9 protein-coding genes, 1 tRNA gene and 5 pseudogenes are annotated in these 16,205 nt (G+C 51.6%); 6 read left to right on the top strand and 9 right to left on the bottom strand.

What is annotated here, in order from left to right; translation table 11 throughout:
- The first annotated feature begins 51 nt into the window (after nucleotides 1-51).
- Nucleotides 52-1,128: a membrane-bound lytic murein transglycosylase MltC gene (mltC, locus tag SPL01S_RS13285; protein WP_013814494.1), complete on the top strand. Its 1,077-nt coding sequence runs from the start codon at nucleotides 52-54 to the stop codon at nucleotides 1,126-1,128.
- A gap of 55 nt (nucleotides 1,129-1,183) precedes the next feature.
- Here mltC and speF read toward each other — a convergent pair whose 3' ends face one another.
- Entirely contained in the window at nucleotides 1,184-3,346 is a 2,163-nt protein-coding gene (speF, locus tag SPL01S_RS13280) for an ornithine decarboxylase SpeF (protein WP_063200441.1), read from the bottom strand.
- A 706-nt stretch (nucleotides 3,347-4,052) separates the two neighbouring features.
- Between speF and SPL01S_RS13275 the strand changes: the two genes are divergently transcribed.
- Nucleotides 4,053-4,128 (top strand) — tRNA-Phe (locus SPL01S_RS13275).
- 377 nt (nucleotides 4,129-4,505) lie between these two features.
- Here the strand turns inward: SPL01S_RS13275 and SPL01S_RS25265 are convergent.
- Nucleotides 4,506-5,192: pseudogene (locus tag SPL01S_RS25265) on the bottom strand (integrase core domain-containing protein).
- A 367-nt stretch (nucleotides 5,193-5,559) separates the two neighbouring features.
- Here SPL01S_RS25265 and SPL01S_RS24630 point away from each other — a divergent pair.
- Nucleotides 5,560-5,913 (top strand): hypothetical protein, encoded by a 354-nt coding sequence (locus SPL01S_RS24630; protein ID WP_073972053.1) that lies wholly within the window; start codon nucleotides 5,560-5,562, stop codon nucleotides 5,911-5,913.
- Nucleotides 5,914-6,393: 480 nt separating this feature from the next.
- On the opposite strand, the gene SPL01S_RS13265 is transcribed toward SPL01S_RS24630, so the two are convergent.
- The 3 genes and pseudogenes from SPL01S_RS13265 to SPL01S_RS13255 form a co-directional block, all read right to left on the bottom strand.
- Entirely contained in the window at nucleotides 6,394-8,493 is a 2,100-nt protein-coding gene (locus tag SPL01S_RS13265; protein WP_063200435.1) for a peptidase domain-containing ABC transporter, read from the bottom strand.
- Entirely contained in the window at nucleotides 8,486-9,760 is a 1,275-nt protein-coding gene (locus tag SPL01S_RS13260) for an HlyD family secretion protein (protein ID WP_063200432.1), read from the bottom strand. The genes SPL01S_RS13265 and SPL01S_RS13260 overlap by 8 nt, the downstream gene beginning before the upstream one ends.
- Before the next feature lie 345 nt (nucleotides 9,761-10,105).
- A pseudogene (locus SPL01S_RS13255) lies at nucleotides 10,106-10,462 on the bottom strand (DUF1281 family ferredoxin-like fold protein); the annotation flags it as partial.
- Between the two features lie 118 nt (nucleotides 10,463-10,580).
- Here SPL01S_RS13255 and SPL01S_RS25710 point away from each other — a divergent pair.
- A pseudogene (locus SPL01S_RS25710) lies at nucleotides 10,581-10,754 on the top strand (transposase); the annotation flags it as partial.
- A gap of 45 nt (nucleotides 10,755-10,799) precedes the next feature.
- Here the strand turns inward: SPL01S_RS25710 and SPL01S_RS13250 are convergent.
- On the bottom strand, nucleotides 10,800-11,948 hold the full coding sequence (locus SPL01S_RS13250) for a cation:proton antiporter domain-containing protein (protein ID WP_073972050.1): 1,149 nt from the start codon (nucleotides 11,946-11,948) through the stop codon (nucleotides 10,800-10,802).
- Nucleotides 11,926-12,128, bottom strand: a pseudogene (locus tag SPL01S_RS25255) (sigma 54-interacting transcriptional regulator); the annotation flags it as partial. The gene SPL01S_RS13250 and the pseudogene SPL01S_RS25255, both read right to left, overlap by 23 nt.
- Nucleotides 12,129-12,177: 49 nt before the next feature.
- Here SPL01S_RS25255 and SPL01S_RS25545 point away from each other — a divergent pair.
- Together SPL01S_RS25545 and SPL01S_RS13245 are read left to right on the top strand one after the other, a co-directional pair.
- Nucleotides 12,178-12,258: pseudogene (locus SPL01S_RS25545) on the top strand (integrase); the annotation flags it as partial.
- A gap of 806 nt (nucleotides 12,259-13,064) precedes the next feature.
- Nucleotides 13,065-14,102, top strand: coding sequence for an alpha/beta hydrolase family protein (locus SPL01S_RS13245; protein WP_063200429.1), 1,038 nt, complete (start codon nucleotides 13,065-13,067; stop codon nucleotides 14,100-14,102).
- Between the two features lie 43 nt (nucleotides 14,103-14,145).
- On the opposite strand, the gene SPL01S_RS13240 is transcribed toward SPL01S_RS13245, so the two are convergent.
- Complete coding sequence (locus SPL01S_RS13240) at nucleotides 14,146-15,261, bottom strand: ABC transporter permease (protein ID WP_062868657.1); 1,116 nt, start codon at nucleotides 15,259-15,261, stop codon at nucleotides 14,146-14,148.
- Entirely contained in the window at nucleotides 15,254-16,198 is a 945-nt protein-coding gene (locus SPL01S_RS13235) for an ABC transporter ATP-binding protein (protein ID WP_063200427.1), read from the bottom strand. Before SPL01S_RS13235 ends, SPL01S_RS13240 begins: the two co-directional genes overlap by 8 nt.
- Nucleotides 16,199-16,205: the final 7 nt, after the last annotated feature.

The following is a 16,205-nucleotide window of genomic DNA, read 5'->3' as shown; positions in this document are numbered from 1 at the left end:
TGTTGGGGCCAGGCGCTGGCCCTTCCAAAACTTCTCGTATACGGCTTTAAGATGAAGAAAATTTTAGCTTTGCTAGTAATAGCGCCATTGCTGATTTCCTGTTCCGGCAAGAAAACCGACGAAGTCAACGAAGCCTGGGTCAAAGACACTAACGGCTTCGAGATCCTGATGGGCCAATTTGCCCACAACATCGAGAATATCTGGGGTCTGAACGAGGTTCTGATCGCCGGGCCAAAAGATTACGTTAAATATACCGACCAGTATGAAACCCGTAGCCACATCAACTTTGATTCTGGCGCGATTACCATTGAAACCATCGCCACCACCGATCCTGCCGCTCACCTGCGCCAGGCTATCATCAGCACCCTGCTGATGGGGGACGACCCGGGTTCAATCGATCTCTATTCCGACGTCAACGATATCCAGATCAGTAAAGAGCCGTTCCTGTACGGCCAGGTGCTGGATAACAAAGGCGCGCCGATCCGTTGGGAATGGCGTGCGGCGCACTTTGCCGACTATCTGCTGCAAACCAAGCTGCAAAAACGCACCTCCGGCCTGCACGTGATTTACTCGGTCACCATTCAGCTGGTACCAAACCACCTGGATCAGCGTGCGCACAAATACCTGCCGATGGTACGCAAGGCGTCGGAGAAATACGGCGTGGAAGAGTCGCTGATCCTGGCGATCATGCAAACCGAATCCAGCTTTAACCCGTATGCAGTAAGCGGTTCGGATGCGCTTGGCCTGATGCAGGTTGTGCAGCATACCGCCGGTAAAGACGTGTTCCAGATGCGCGGGAAATGGGGCACGCCAAGCCGCAGTTACCTGTTCGATCCGGAGAACAACATCGACACCGGTACCGCTTATCTGGCGATCCTGCAAAACAACTATCTGGGCGGCATTCAGAACCCAACCTCGCGCCGCTATGCGGTGATCACCGCCTATAACGGCGGCGCAGGCAGCGTGTTGCGGGTGTTCTCCAGCGACAGAACCCGTGCGGTGAGTATCATCAACGGCATGCAGCCGGGTGACATTTACCAGACGCTGACCACCAAACACCCGGCCAGCGAGTCACGCCGCTATCTGGTGAAGGTGAACAACGCGCAGAAGAGTTATCGCAGGAAGTAACGTGCGGTGAGGTTGTTATCAATGAAAAGGGCCGGTGCAAACCGGCCCTTGTTGTTTATTGCTTGATCATATAGCCGAAAATGCGTTTCCAGCCGTGATCCTTTTTCTCGATATACACGCCCTGCAGCTCCGGTGAGAAGCCCGGCAGACGGTTGATGCCGTCTTCCAGCGCCAGGAAGTAACGCTGCACCGCTCCGCCCCACACTTCCCCCGGTACCACGCACAGCACGCCCGGCGGGTACGGCAACGCGCCTTCCGCCGCAATGCGCCCTTCGGCCTGGCCGATCGGTACCAGCTCGACGTTGTCGCGAATAAACTCCACGTTGGCGTCCTGCGGGTTCATCACCACCTGCGGGAAATGGTTCTTGCGGAACATCTCTTTTTGCAGCTGCTTAACGTCGAAGCTGACGTACAGATCGTGCATTTCCTGGCAAAGCTGGCGGATGGTATAGCCGCGGTAGCGCTGCTCGTTCTTGCGGTACACCGTCGGCAATACTTCGCTCAGCGGCGCGTCTTCTTCCACGTAGCGTTCGAACCGCACCAGCATATCGACCAGGTGCTCCATCTTGGCCGGATTTTCCGCCGGGGTCAGCAGGAACAGGATCGAGTTAAGATCGCATTTCTCCGGCACTATGCCGTTCTCGCGCAGGAAGTTGGCCAGAATGGTGGCCGGCACGCCGAACTCGGTGTATTGGCCGGTGGCCGCGTCGATGCCCGGCGTGGTCAGCAACAGCTTGCACGGATCGACCAGATATTGGTCCTGCGCATAGCCTTCGAAACCGTGCCATGTCTCGCCCGGCACAAAGTTGAAGAAACGGGCATCGTTGGCGATCAGGTCAGTATCGTAATCCTGCCAGGCCTTGCCCGCCACCTGCAAAGGAATAAACGGCCGCAGCTGCGAACAGCGTTCCAGCAGTTGCTTGCGCGTCTCGATACCGAGCTTCACGCAGTCCATCCACATGCGACGGCCGGCGGCCCCGGCATGCATCTTGGCGTTAACGTCCAGCGCGGCGAACAGCGGGTAGAACGGGCTGGTCGAGGCGTGCAACATGAAAGCATTGTTAAGGTGCTTGTGGTTACAGTGGCGCTTCTGGCCCTTGATGTGATCGTCTTTCTTGTGGATCTGCGAGGTCTGCGAGAAACCGGCCTGCTGCTTATGCACCGACTGGGTGACGAAAATACCCGGATCGAGTTCATCGAGCTCCAGCAGCAGCGGCGAGCACTCTTTCAGCATCGGGATAAAGCCTTCGTAACCCACCCAGGCGGAGTCAAACAGGATGTAATCGCACAGATGGCCGATGGTGTCGATCACCTGGCGCGCATTATAGATAGTGCCATCGTAAGTACCGAGCTGAATGATCGCCAGGCGGAACGGCCGCGCCGCATTGGCCTTCTCCGGCGCCACCTCACGGATTTGCTCACGCAGATAGCGCTCGTCAAAACAACGCGAATCGATGCCGCCGATAAAGCCAAACGGGTTACGCGCGGTTTCCAGATACACCGGCGTCGCCCCGGCCTGGATCAGCGCGCCGTGGTGGTTGGATTTATGGTTGTTGCGATCGAACAGCACCAGATCGCCGCGGGTCAGCAGCGCATTGGTCACCACCTTATTGGCCGCCGAAGTGCCGTTGAGCACGAAATAGGTTTTATCGGCGTTGAAGACCCGCGCCGCATGCTTTTGCGCATCCTTGGCCGAGCCTTCGTGGATCAGCAGGTCGCCCAACTTGACGTCGGCGTTGCACATGTCGGAACGGAAAAGCGTTTCGCCGTAGAACTCGAAAAACTTCCTGCCGGCCGGGTGCTTGCGGAAAAACTCCCCGCCCTGATGCCCCGGGCAGGCGAAGGTGGAGTTTTCCATCTCCACGTAAGTCTTCAGCGTTTTGAAAAACGGCGGCAGCAGCGCCTGCTCGTAGGCGTCCGCAGCGGCTTCCAGTTGCGCCATATAGAACGCCTTGCTGGCGCCGGCCAGGGCAAAAACGCCGGTAATAAACGGCAGGTAGTCAGGGGAAAGGTGTTCATCCCCTTCAACAGCAACAAACGTTGGGATCTCGAATCCGGTGGCTTTCAACTGCGCCAAAATACCGGCGTTAACGTCATCAACCGACACCACCACCGCGGCCACATCGGTATAGTCCGTCTGTTCAATGCGGACAATCTGGCGCAGCGTTTCAATCGTGGCGACCAGGCTGGCGCTTGTCGCTATTTTCAATTCTTTCATAATGCTAACTCTCAAACGGTTAAGGATGAGGTGGTGCCACGGGGCACGGCGATGAGATAACAAAGGTTATCCCGGCAAAGTGATGTCCGGCGTTGCAGCATAAAGCGCAACCGTGACCGGCTCATGATCGCGAGATCATCAGGCAGCTATCGGGGACTGGTATCGGCAGCGTCCGATAGACATCAGTAAAATCAGAGCCACAGCTCTATTTTTAATAATGCCTAACAGCGAGCATCAGAAGATGCCTTACCGCATGGTCGGCAGGGCGTTCTTGGCGTACTGTGTTCGGGAAAGGTAACGGCGGCGTGATGGCATCATCAGATGTCTGGTGCGCAGTGGCGCTTGAGTAACAAAACCAGTCATGCCAGTAATCCTCTGACTTAAATGAGCGGAAACACCGTTAGGGGACGTAGAGTGCCAAAATTTGCGCAATGATTGCATGTTTTTTTATGAGGTTCAAGTAACAATTATGTTACTACCCATTGAGGCAGGCATCACATAACTCATTGTTATTTATCATATAAAAATAAATACCTGTAAAATCAAAACGGTATAAATACACATCTTTTCTGCATATCTATTGCCGCAGGCCGACGCAGACGCCCTGGAGTGCCCCACCCCATTGAATGAAAAAAGAGCAACCGATCGGGTTTGTGACAGAAAGCGATTGACGATATCCAGCCAATAGGGTTAAATGCGCCCCGTTGCCCGGATAGCTCAGTCGGTAGAGCAGGGGATTGAAAATCCCCGTGTCCTTGGTTCGATTCCGAGTCCGGGCACCATATTTAGAGAACCCAGCCTATGGCTGGGTTTTTGCTTTTCAGGGTATGGACTCTCCATCGAACGAGTTCGATTATTCGGCCTGAGGCCTCACCCTGCGGGCCAACGCTGAAGCGTTGTTCAACACGGCGCAAGCGCCGGTTGTCCGAGTCCGGCACCACTAATTCTGCATCAAAGCACGCTGGTTAGAGGTACACCCTTTAACGGACGGAATAAAGGAACTGACGGGTTGATATCGCAGTGTTGTCGAGCTTGCATATTCGATATCAATAACTAGGCTCATCTTAAAAAGGATGCCTGCGTTGGCGCACAGGCATCATTTTCTCGATCACGATTAATTTTTACAGCTGGTGGTCTACCCTAGTATTAGATACAACCGTCAGTTAGTAATGTCGGCTTGTTCACTTCCAAACTCACCATTTCGCAACCTTGCTGTAAACTCGGATGGGGTCTGATAATTCAGTGCTGAATGGGGCCTGCATTCGTTATCGTCCCACCGCCAGTCATTAATGATTTTTCTTGCGTGCATGATGTCGCTGAACCAGTGCTCATTCAGACATTCATCGCCAAAGCGCCCGTTAAAGCTCTCGATAAATCCGTTCTGTGTCGGTTTGCTCGGCTGAATTAGCCGAAACACATGCGTTCCAACGCAAGCTCAGTGATGCGTCCGAATAAATGCGCATCAGCAGCCGGACGCAGCGCCTCATAGCGACAGGTTGACAGGGGTCACCTGCAGGCACGACGTTACGACAGAACTGTCGCATCACACATCACTGTCACAGCTTCCCATTTCTGGTCTGTCATCAGTACTTTCGGCCCAGTGCTGCCTATAATGTTTCTTTGTCCAGCATGGCTTCTGCCAGCAGCTTCTCCAGGCAGGCGTTATCTTCTTCAAGTGACTTAAGACGCTTCACTTCCGGCACTTCCATGCCGCCAAACTTCTTGCGCCATGTATAGAAGATGGCATCGTAGATAGCATGCTTGCGGCATATCTCCCGGGTAGGAATATCGGCCTCGGCTTCGCGAAGAATGTTGATGCTCTGCTCGTCAAAAAACGCTTCTTCATGGGGTGCCCTCATATTGCTGATGAAGACATTGCTAACATCGGAGTGTATTAATCACGGGGATCAGGTCAAATCACTAGTACAATAGCCCAATAGCCCAATAGCCCAATAGCCCAAGAATATTTTTAATATTATTTAATATATAAGATCGATAATAAGACCACGATTAATTCCCCATAATTATAATTAATTATGCAATTATTGCTTTACCATATGACTTAACTTGCGTTTTAAGCCTGTTTTTAAACTCATTAATAATAACGCTTGCTAATGAAGTCGGAATAAGTTAATTATTTAGCGGCTTTACATAGCCTTACACAGCTTTACACTTTATAATTGTATCGATTACATCAACAGAAGGAGTTGTTTATGAAAGTGATTGATTCTTCATTGTTAGAGTATGTCTCCGGTGGTCAGGGTAATAATGGTGGCGATCGTACCGACAATGGCGGAAGAAGTAGAGGTAACAGCGGAAACTCCAATAATAACTCAAGTAATGTCGGCTTTTACAAAAATAACACATCTGAGAGTTGTGTGAATGGGATTTTTACCGGTATGTTTGGTGGCCCTGTAAGTCTTGCCGTTGGTGCTATAAATGGTGGCTGCTTTACAGAAAAAAGTAAAGGTGGCGGTGGCATCGGAATGGGAAGCGGAGGAAACAAATCGGATTCGTCCTCAGCTGGCTGTAAAGGAAAAAACGGTTCAGGTGGTTGTTCCTGGTAAGGATAAAAGGAAATTCTGAGTCTTCAACATGCCTATTATTTTGGTGACTAAATGTTTAAAATACTTCGTTATATCTCGGTAGTTGTGGGCTTCTTAATTTCAACATCACTTCTCCGTGGAGCTGGTATTGGTTTTCCTCTGGCCTATGCAGCACCAGAATCCTTGTCTAAACTTTTAATATCAATAATTGTAGTTATTGCAATAATCAGGTTCATTTATTTAATTTTCGATTTTTTTAAACCTAAAATGATCGATAAATAACCCCATCATTAGTTTTAAGTTATCGGCCCATTCCCAATCGAAAAGCAACACCAGTATGGGATTTACGACGTTGCCGAATGCATTCTAATTTGAGAATTTTGTTGTTTTTCGATTGTGAATGGGCCAAACAGAGGAGAATTGCAGACCCACTCGGTGGTTTAGCTAAATTTATAATATTATCGTTATGAGGCGACTTAAATTTTAAGTCGCCATTTTGTTTTAGGTTAATTTAAATATTCTATCAGCCGATGCTATCGTAGTTTCACGGTGTGCAATGATGACCCGCGTAATACGGAGCCCTTTGATCGCCTGATTCACTACCTCCTCACTTTCCTTATCCAACGCACTGGTCGCCTCATCCATGAACAGCACGCCTGGTTTCCTATAGATCGCCCGGGCAATAAAGAGGCGTTGCTTTTGTCCTCCGGACAACCCCTCACCCAGTTCGCCGATCAACGTTTCATACCCCATGGGCATACACATAATCACCTCATGCAGATAGCTGGCCCGGGCGCATTCCTGCATCCAAGCATCATCCACATCTTCCGCAAAGCCGCAGATATTTTCCCGGATTGAGCCGGAGAACAACTTGTCATCCTGCATCACACAGGCAATCATCTTGTGGTAGTTGTTGACCCCCAGTTGTTGGATATCGATACCATTCATCTCAACCCTTCCACTGTCTGGCGTAAAAAGCCCACACAGTACCTTCATCAGCGTAGTCTTACCCACTCCGGAGGGCCCTACGATAGCCACGCTTTCTCCCGGTAGGATGGTAATGTTCAGTTCATTGAAAATGGCTGGCGACTGGCTGTCATAACGATAGCTCAATGCGTGGGTTGTCAACGTAATCGGCTGCAACCTAGCCTCATAAGGAAGGTCAGGCTTGCGATTTTCCCGCGGATGCAGGGCGATATCAGCAATGCGTTCGTTGTGCAGGCTCATCATGCGTAGCTGCAATAGAAAGTCGGTCAGCGAGCTGATACGGTCGGAAAACTGTCCCCGGAAGGCACCGAACGCGACGAACATACCAATGGTCATCTGGTTGTCGATCACCAGACTGGTACCCAGCCACAGGATAACGACCTGGTCGCAGGCCGCGACAAAGGTGTTGATGCCGCCAAACAGCATGTCCATCCTCGTCACCCGGATACCGGTATTGATGGTATCGATTTCGAGGTTGAGCCAGTGAGCACTACGTCGTTCCGCCATTCCCTGTATTTTGACAGTGGCTATGCCATACAGTGTCTCCATGAAATACGAGCTGGCCCGGGCACTTCTGACTAACGACTCCTCAGACAGTTGCCGGTAATAACCATAGGTCAGCAGACGCAGTAATACATACAAGGTGGTGAAGGCCATCACGATCCAGGTCAACCAACCACCGTACAGAATCATCATAACTAACACGCCGATCACCATGATACTGTCCATGATGGCGCCGACGATACTGGCAGTGAAGGTGCTGCGCAGTGCATCCAGCGAGCCGAAACGCGACTGGATATCACCCAGTTTGCGCCGTTCAAAATAGCCCAATGGCAGTCGCAACAGATGATTGAAAAGCCCAGATTGCCACTGTACGTTGATGAGAGTTGCCATGACCAATGAGGACCAGGCGCGCACCATGCTGACTGCCGCCCGCAGCAGGATGAAAAATAGCAACCCTGCACAGATCAAAGTAAGCAGACCTCGATCCCCGGCAGGGATCGCATGATCCATCACCAGTTGCGTAGCGACCGGCATCACCAGGTTGATGGTTTCTATCACCAATGACAGACAAAAGATCTTGCCGAGTGTCCCTTTGAGACCGTGCACGCTTCTCATCAGCGAGCCAAGACTGAGCCGGTTGCTCACAGTATATGCCTCGAAAGCGCTGCCGGGCCAGGCTTCAAGGGCTACCCCGGTGAAACTTTGCGACACCTCAGCCAGACTCAGGGTACGACGCCCCTGCGCCGGATCATGCAGCACGACACTGTTACGCCTGACACTCACCAGCACCACAAAATGGTTGAACTCCCAGTGTAATATGCACGGCATTTTTAGCGCACCAAGTTCGTCTATATCGAGTGACAGAGGGCGTGAGGCCAATCCCAATTGCTCGGCAATACCGCTCAGACCAGACAGCGTGGTGCCACGCGCCGACAGGTTAAACTGCTGGCGCAGCGCAATCAGATCGATATTCTTGCCATAATGGCCGCAGACCATCGCCAGGCAGGCCAGACCGCACTCGGAGGATTCGGTTTGATGGACCAGAGGTACACGATGACGCAGTCGTATATCCAATTGGCTGAGCAAACTTTTAAAGGGCGCTTTACTCATTTACTGGCCCCGTTGCGCTGTGTTTCATGTCGTAGAACGGTGACAACATCCATTGATAGATTTTCCTTTTCTCAAGAAACAGCGTGCTCTGCGCTTTCATGCCGTTTTCCAGGCTCAGGCGTTTATCGCCATACATAATGGTCTGTTTTTCTGGCCGGACGATCACCTTGTAGTACGGAACGGCTGTGGTCAGTGCGCTTTTGGGAGCCCCCTGGTAAGTCAGCATTTCCTGTGGCGAAGCAGGTGCCTTGGAGATGATTGAGACGCTGCCGGCAAACTGCCCGAACTTCTCCGCCGGAAAGGCTTCATAGCGTACGTTAACCCGGTCGCCAACGGTGATGTAGGGGAGCGCGTCATTGGGAACCCAAATCACCAGGTTGTAGTGGTCTATCTTTTGCGGAATCACCTGCAGCAGACTGTCGCCGACATTCACCATTTGTCCGACAGTAACGCTCAGTGAATCAACACGACCGGCGGATAATGCTTTAACGATGATTTCTCCACCGGCATCGATATTGATCAATTCCTTTTGCAGTTCGTAACGCTGCAACTCCATCTGATAAATCTGATTGTCAAATTCAGCGGCTTGGGTTTGTATTTGACTTTCCAACGTAGTGATTTGCAAAGAGTTTTGCTCATTTTGCCCGCTTAGCCCCAGCATATTATTTTGCTGTTGATAATATAATGCCACCTGATTGGTTAGTTGATCTTTGTTAATTAGCCCCTTGATCTGATAATGCCTATAGTTCTCCATGTTCTCTTTCATTATACGAATGCCTTCTTCGGCTCGTTTGATAATCTCTGACGAACGCTTGAAAGCGGAAGTGTACTGTTCTCTTTGGTTTGTCAGCATAGCGAGCGTGTTTTTCTTGCTACTCTGTAAACGTGATATGATATCTGAAATTCGTCCTAGTTGATCTTCAATGTCCTTTCGCTGATTATCACTGACTACGCCACTGCGAGTACTTTTGCTGACGTCAATCTGATAAATAGAGTCGCCGATTTTGATTATCTGCCCTTCATTGACAAATCGCCTGACGACCACACCCTGTACGCTTGAATACACGCTTGCTGCTCTAGGGTATGTGGTTATCTCTCCCGTTACATTGATGCGTCTCGTATAAGTACCAGCAATCACAAACACCAAAAAGGCGATGATAAATGATATGCAAAATCCAGTAACGAGCCATACGGGGATGCCTGGTAATAAAATAGCGCGGCCACGCCATCTTGACCTCTGACTTTCTATCGCTTCCCGGCGAAACAATTTCTGCCTCCATATATGAAATTATGCTTTTTGGGACATGACTATAATAAAAAATCAATCCAGAAGGGGGTTAATTTAGACGGATTTTATTTGATCCGCCAGATAAATAAAATCAAACAGTAGTTTTAATAATTACCACCAATTAATATTAGTATGTTTATTATATTTGTTTTATTGATGCACCACTAATAATAAATAGTTACGCCAAATGATTATTCACGTGAAAGGAACTCAGCCCGGATTGTGCGATCGGAACGATACCATTTAGGGAAAAAAGTATATAACTCTAAAAAAAGCCACCGAACTTCGGCGACCATAGGTTACTGCGATAACAAAAGCCAGCGATTAGCCGGCGACTGAATTGGGTGACAACGGCACTGAATCATTATCTGCGTAAGTCAGGTAAATCACCTCACTTTCAGGGGCTTCAGTCGATATTCGTCCACCGCCAACATGTTCGCCACGATCGTAGCGGTCATAGCCATTGCGTTGCACATCAGCCATATACCAGGAATGTTCCACCTGGCAACTGAACTGCTCAGACAGCATCCCGATAACCTCGCCGGCTGGCGGGTACCATGGAGAATCAAAGTGCACTGTCAACGTGTTGATACCTTCTCGCACACACCCAATACTGTGACCAGACGGCCATTCGACCCCGTACTGGCGACCGTAAAGCTCAGCGGTTGTCGGAACGTCACGCTACAGACTACCCAAAAGAACTGGCAAGTTGATATCACAGTGTTTTCGAACTTGCACACTCTATATTAATAACCAAGCTTCTCTTAAAAAAGGATGCCTGTGTTGGCGCACAGGCGTCCTTTTCTCGATCACTGGTGATAACCCCGAACGGTTGAAAAGTGAAGCGGCGCTGGCATCACTCTGTGGCGTGAATCCCTTACCAGGCTCTTCTGGGCACCGATTAAACGTGGTGGCTCACGTGAAGCAAATAATGCCCTGCGGATAATAGCCCTGGCGCGTATGCGTAGCGATCCGCCAGAGGAACAATTTTCAATTGGCGCAACCTACCTGATGCGCGTCACTTTTCGGTGCCCGGAATTGCAGACGTCGCGCGCGATTGCACGCGCAGCGTGAGTCGAACCAGCGGTACGGTCAGCGCCGTCGTCACCAGCGCGAACACCACGAGGATCGTGTAGACCTTTGGCGGAAGGATCTGCATCTGCAGACCGATTGACAGGACGATGAGCTCCATCAGGCCGCGCGTATTCATCAGCGAGCTCACCAACATCGCATCGCGAGGCTCAAGCCCGGTGGCACGTGCGCCCAGATAACTGCCGCCGAACTTGCCGATGAACCCGCCCGCGAGGAATACGCCGAACCACATCCATGATGCCGCGTCGTCGATCGTGCCGACCGACGCATGCAGCCCCGCATACGCGAAAAACACCGGCATCAGCACAAGCCTGACAAAACCTTCGACGTTGTCCCGCCACTCATTCGCAATGCCGGGCACGCGTCGCACGAACAGCGCCGCCGCAAGTGCGCCAAATGCGCTATGAAATCCGATCAGCGACGTCGCGAGTGCCGACGCCATGACGAAGCATAACAACACGGCCAAGCGGTCGCGCGCCGCATGCGCAGTCGATGCGAGCCGCACAAGCGTCGGCCGAACCACGAAGCGCACCAGGAGCGCGCACAGCGCCAGATACGCGAGCAGGCTGAGGAACATGCGCGCAAATGCCCAACCGGGCCCGCTCGATAGCGAAGCAATAGCGGCAAGCAGCATCCATCCGAGCGCATCCGTCAGCATCGCGGCAGACATGGCGTGCCGTGCGCCCGCCATGGCGTTGAGCGCCAGGTCGTCGACGATGCGCGCCATCACCGGTACCGCCGATATCGCAAGCGCGACACCGCAGAAGAGTATATAGGGCAGCGCCGGCGCGTCGCCGGCGAGCATGTCTTTTGAGACAGTGGCGACGATCATGCCGATCGCGGCCGGTAAGACGAGCCCGCCCGCGGCGATCGCGACGGGCATGCGCCAGCGCTTGCCACGCAGCGTCTCACCCAACTCCATATGCAGACCCACCTGAAACATCAGCAGTATCAGGCCGACTTCACCGACTTGCCCCATCGCCGACAGCGTACGGGGGCCGAACAATGCGTCGTAGAAATCCGGTGCGATCACGCCGAACAGCAAATTCTGCCGGAATGAGTATCGGGCAAACATTAAGCCGGTAATAGAGATCGCTGCGGAATTCGCGGTCGGCGACCCTCTGCTGCAGGTCGCGGTGGGTAGCGGCGACTCGATCGGGATTTCCCCCACCTCGCCCAAAAACGGCGTGTCTTTGTCCACCAGCTCGAGACGCCCCATATGCTGGGTGCTGGCACCGGTAAACGCCCCCTTTTCACTTTTGTTCGATTATTCGGCCGAAGGCCTCACCCTGCGGGCCAATGCTGAATCCCTGAATAACCTGACACCGGAAGAATACCGGCTGAAGGCTGAAGAATCGGAAATCGCAAAAAGTGTGTGGAACTAAAACGGGAGCGCTGACAATATGGAGCAGTCTCCTTTGAGACAGACAATAATGTCGTTGGAAAAAGAGTGAGAACACACTCTTTTTTTCGTAACAAAAGAAATATGAGACTCACGCCTTTCGGCGAACAGGGGTTATTTTACGTTAAAAACTCACTGAACAGTTTGCATGCGCTGCCCGATATAGCCGACAGGCTTGGTAAAGGAGAGCCGGGAACATTATCGCCAGCATTTATCAGTGTGCGGGTTACAACATTATTCCCAAGCTGGTCAGCCATTTTCGTCAACCTTTCCCCATAGATTGAACGGGTTTTAAAAGAGGCTTGGCTGGATAATGGCAAACTCTGCCCACGATATGTAATTAATTTACCGCTAATTATTTCCCCGCAAAAACCTGTGCCGTCATTATATAAACGAGTGCCGAAGTACTACGCCGATAACTGCGCGGAACCCAATATCAATCACTGCGATCAATGAACGCCTTATGCAAACATTCCAATGGGTGATGTTAAAATTTTGCTTTGCCGCAAAATGGCTTAGGTATCGTCAGACGCTTCCCGATTTGCGCCGGATAACAACCAACATTCGACGTATTTAACCCAACCGACTTCCTGCCGACTGCCCGCTGCGCCGTTATTCTTTCGCGTTAACCTTTCTCATAAGCAGTGAATTACTTTCCTGGAAAATAATTCAACGCTGTTATCAAGACATCCCGCTCACCACTCATTTTACGGTGACAGAGCTTTAAGCTTGACCTGCCAAAACAGTTTCATTATTGTACAAGAAATAACATTTTTAAAAATATACGTAATGAAATTAATCAGGCGTTTTCTTTTAAAAAGAAAAATAGTTGTCACCCTTGCCGCCACATCCTCCATTCTGGCATTTATTCTTTATCAGAATAATTATCAGTTGGTTGAAAGTACGGTAACGATCCCTCACAAGCCGAATAATCTTGATGCCGTCCTGGCGATGCCGCGCCATCTTCTCCCTGGCGAGAAACCCGGCGTAGTGATATTTGTTCACGGCGACGGAGAGATTAACGCCACTCACGGCGGTTTTTACCGCCCCATCTGGGAAGCGCTATCCAAAGCCGGTTTCAGTTCGCTTTCCTGGAATAAACCTGGCGTTGGCGGCGCGCCGGGCAACTGGCTGCAACAAAGCATGGACGATCGCACCAGCGAAGTGATCTCCGCCATCGATTGGATAAAACATCAGCCCCAGCTGGACGGCCAGCGCATCGCACTCTGGGGTGCCAGCCAAGGTGGATGGGTATTACCGAAAGTCGCAACGCGATATCCCGATATCTGTTTCATGATCGCCGTTTCGCCCGCCGTTAACTGGCTGGAGCAGGGTCGCTATAATACTATCGCCAGCATGAAGCAAAAAGGCCGTTCGGAAAGTGAGATAGCGGCGGAATTAAAGCGCGAGCAGCAGGTCCTGGCATTGCTCGACGCCAACGCCAGCTTCGAACAATATCAACAAAAAGAGGGGAATGCCGCCGACTTCACCGCCGACCGCTGGACCTTCGTGATGAAAAATTACCGTTCGGACGCTACGCAAGACCTTGGCCAGGTTCACTCGCCGGTCTTTTTGGCCTTGGGCGGAAAAGACATTAACGTCGATATTAAAAATACCGAAAATGAATACCGCAAGCGCTTAAGCAAAGCAGGCCAGCTGGATATCAAATTTTATCCGCAGGCGACGCACTCCATGCTGGAAAAAAGCACCGAGGACTCATTAATAGAGACCTGGTACAAAGGTTTATTGTTCCCACGCGCCATTTTCTATCCCGGTTTTTTACAAGATCAGCAGGATTTCGCGTGGCAGCACCGTCATTGCCAGTAAAAAAACCTCTGCGGGGAGTCTTCCTCCCCGCCCTCTTCCTTATCTAGTGCCAGCGGAAAATCCGCATCCCCAGAACAAAGGTAAATACGCCAAATCCCATTAGCATCAGCGTAGCCGGCATGATCAACCTGATATCTCCGCCTTCGATAAAGACTTTGCGCATGGCGTCCGCCAGCATCGTCAGCGGCAGGTATTCAATAATGCTGACCATCCAGTGCGGGAAATTTTTGTAGCTAAAGAAGATGCCGGAAAACAGCACCTGGACCAGAATGGTCACTTCCAGCAGGCCGTTTGCCGTTTGCGCCTTCATCGCCCGTGACGAGGCAAGCACCGCTATGCCAGAGAAACAGACATTACCGGCGAACAGCAGCAGCAGAAACGCGCTGAACGACCCCTGAATTTCCACATCAAAATAAACGCGCGCGAACAGGTTAATGATCAGAATCTCAATGAAGTTGATCAGAAAACAGGCGCCGATATGGGCCATCAGAAAGGTGGATTTTCGCATCGGCGTGATACACATCTGCCGTGTGACGCGGGTAATTCGCTTCTCCACCAACGCCCAGCCAACGGCGATCAGGCAGGTTTCCATGATCGCCATCGCCAGCAGCCCCGGCACCAGGAAATCAACGTAACGGAGGCCGGCAGTTTCGAGAACGGAAAGATTTTTCTCCGTCGGTTGCCGCTCGCCCTGTTCCTTCTCATTCATCAAATAGTACGAGAGCATGGCTTCATTGTCCTGCGGATCGAGATAGTAAATCCGCTTCTGCCCCGTCTGCTGCGGAATGACCTCGACAAACATCTGAATGTCGCCGCGTTTCAGCGCCAAGATAACCTCATCGCGGTTCTGATAATAACTGACGAGGTATTTCACCTTAATCAGATGCTGGCGCTTCACCTCTTGCAGATTGACGATACCTTGTAGTTGGTGATCGGTACCGGCCAGTTGCTCACTCCACTCGCGAACCTGCGCCGCCGCCTTCTGATCCTGCGGCATAACAATGCCAATACGCCGCTCCGGTATGTCCTGCGAGGAAAAAGAAAGGCCCAACAGCCATACCAGCAGCAGTGGAAACCCAAATGACCAGAAAAGGATCTGCGGCTCACGAATGTATTGCCGGAATTGAGTGAGCATCAGGTTGAACAGCGCGCTATTCATGGAACCCCCTCCCAGCCAGCGACATAAACAGATCGTCGAGCGTTTTTTTCCGCACGATCAGTTCGGCTATTTCGACGCCGGCGTTTTGCGCAAATGCCAGCAGGTGACTGATAAAGCTGCTCGCATCCATAATAAGCATGCTGATTTTTCCGTCCTTTTCGTTGAAATCGTATTCAAGCACCTGAGGATGCTGCCTCATGGCCTCCAGGCGCTCGGGCCGGGTGGCCCGACATTCAATCACTTCACCGTCGCAATGCTTTTTCAGCAATTGCGTCATGGTGCCCTGCGTCAGGATCTCCCCCTGGTTCATAATGCAGATGCGATCGCAGAGATACTCGGCCTCCTCCATATAGTGGGTAGTCAGCATCATGGTTGAACCATTCTCCTGGTTGAGGCGACGCAAAATATTCCAGGTATCGTGACGGATGCGCGGATCCAGGCCCGTAGTCGGCTCATCGAGGATCATAATCTCGGGTTCGTTGAGAATCGCCACCCCCAGTGCCAGACGTTGACGCTCGCCGCCGGAAAGCCCCTCCACAAAGGTGCGACGCTTGGCCGACAGCTCAACCAATTCCAGCACTTCGCCGGTACGGCGGCGCGGGCAGCCGTAAAAGCTGCCGAACAGATTCACCGTCTCCTCAACCCGCAGTTTGTTGATAAACAGGGTCTCCTGCAGCACGCCGCTCAACCGTTGACGCAGAAACTGCGCATCCTGCGCCCAGCTTTTTCCCAGCACCCTTACCGAACCGGAGTCCGGCTGTTTTAACCCTTCCAGGATCTCCACCAGCGTGGTTTTACCGGCGCCGTTAGGGCCCAGCAGGCCGATAAACTCGCCACGAAAAATATCCAGAGTAATCCCTTTAAGCGCCTCATGATTGCGGTAGCGCTTACGCACCCCATCGAAGGCGATGACTTTTTCACTGCTTTTATTTTCCATAATTTTT

The organism is Serratia plymuthica NBRC 102599 (genome assembly GCF_001590925.1).
Lineage (GTDB): Bacteria > Pseudomonadota > Gammaproteobacteria > Enterobacterales > Enterobacteriaceae > Serratia > Serratia plymuthica.
The sequence above is the reverse complement of the archived record's forward strand: the minus strand, read 5'-3'. Positions and strand labels throughout refer to the sequence as shown.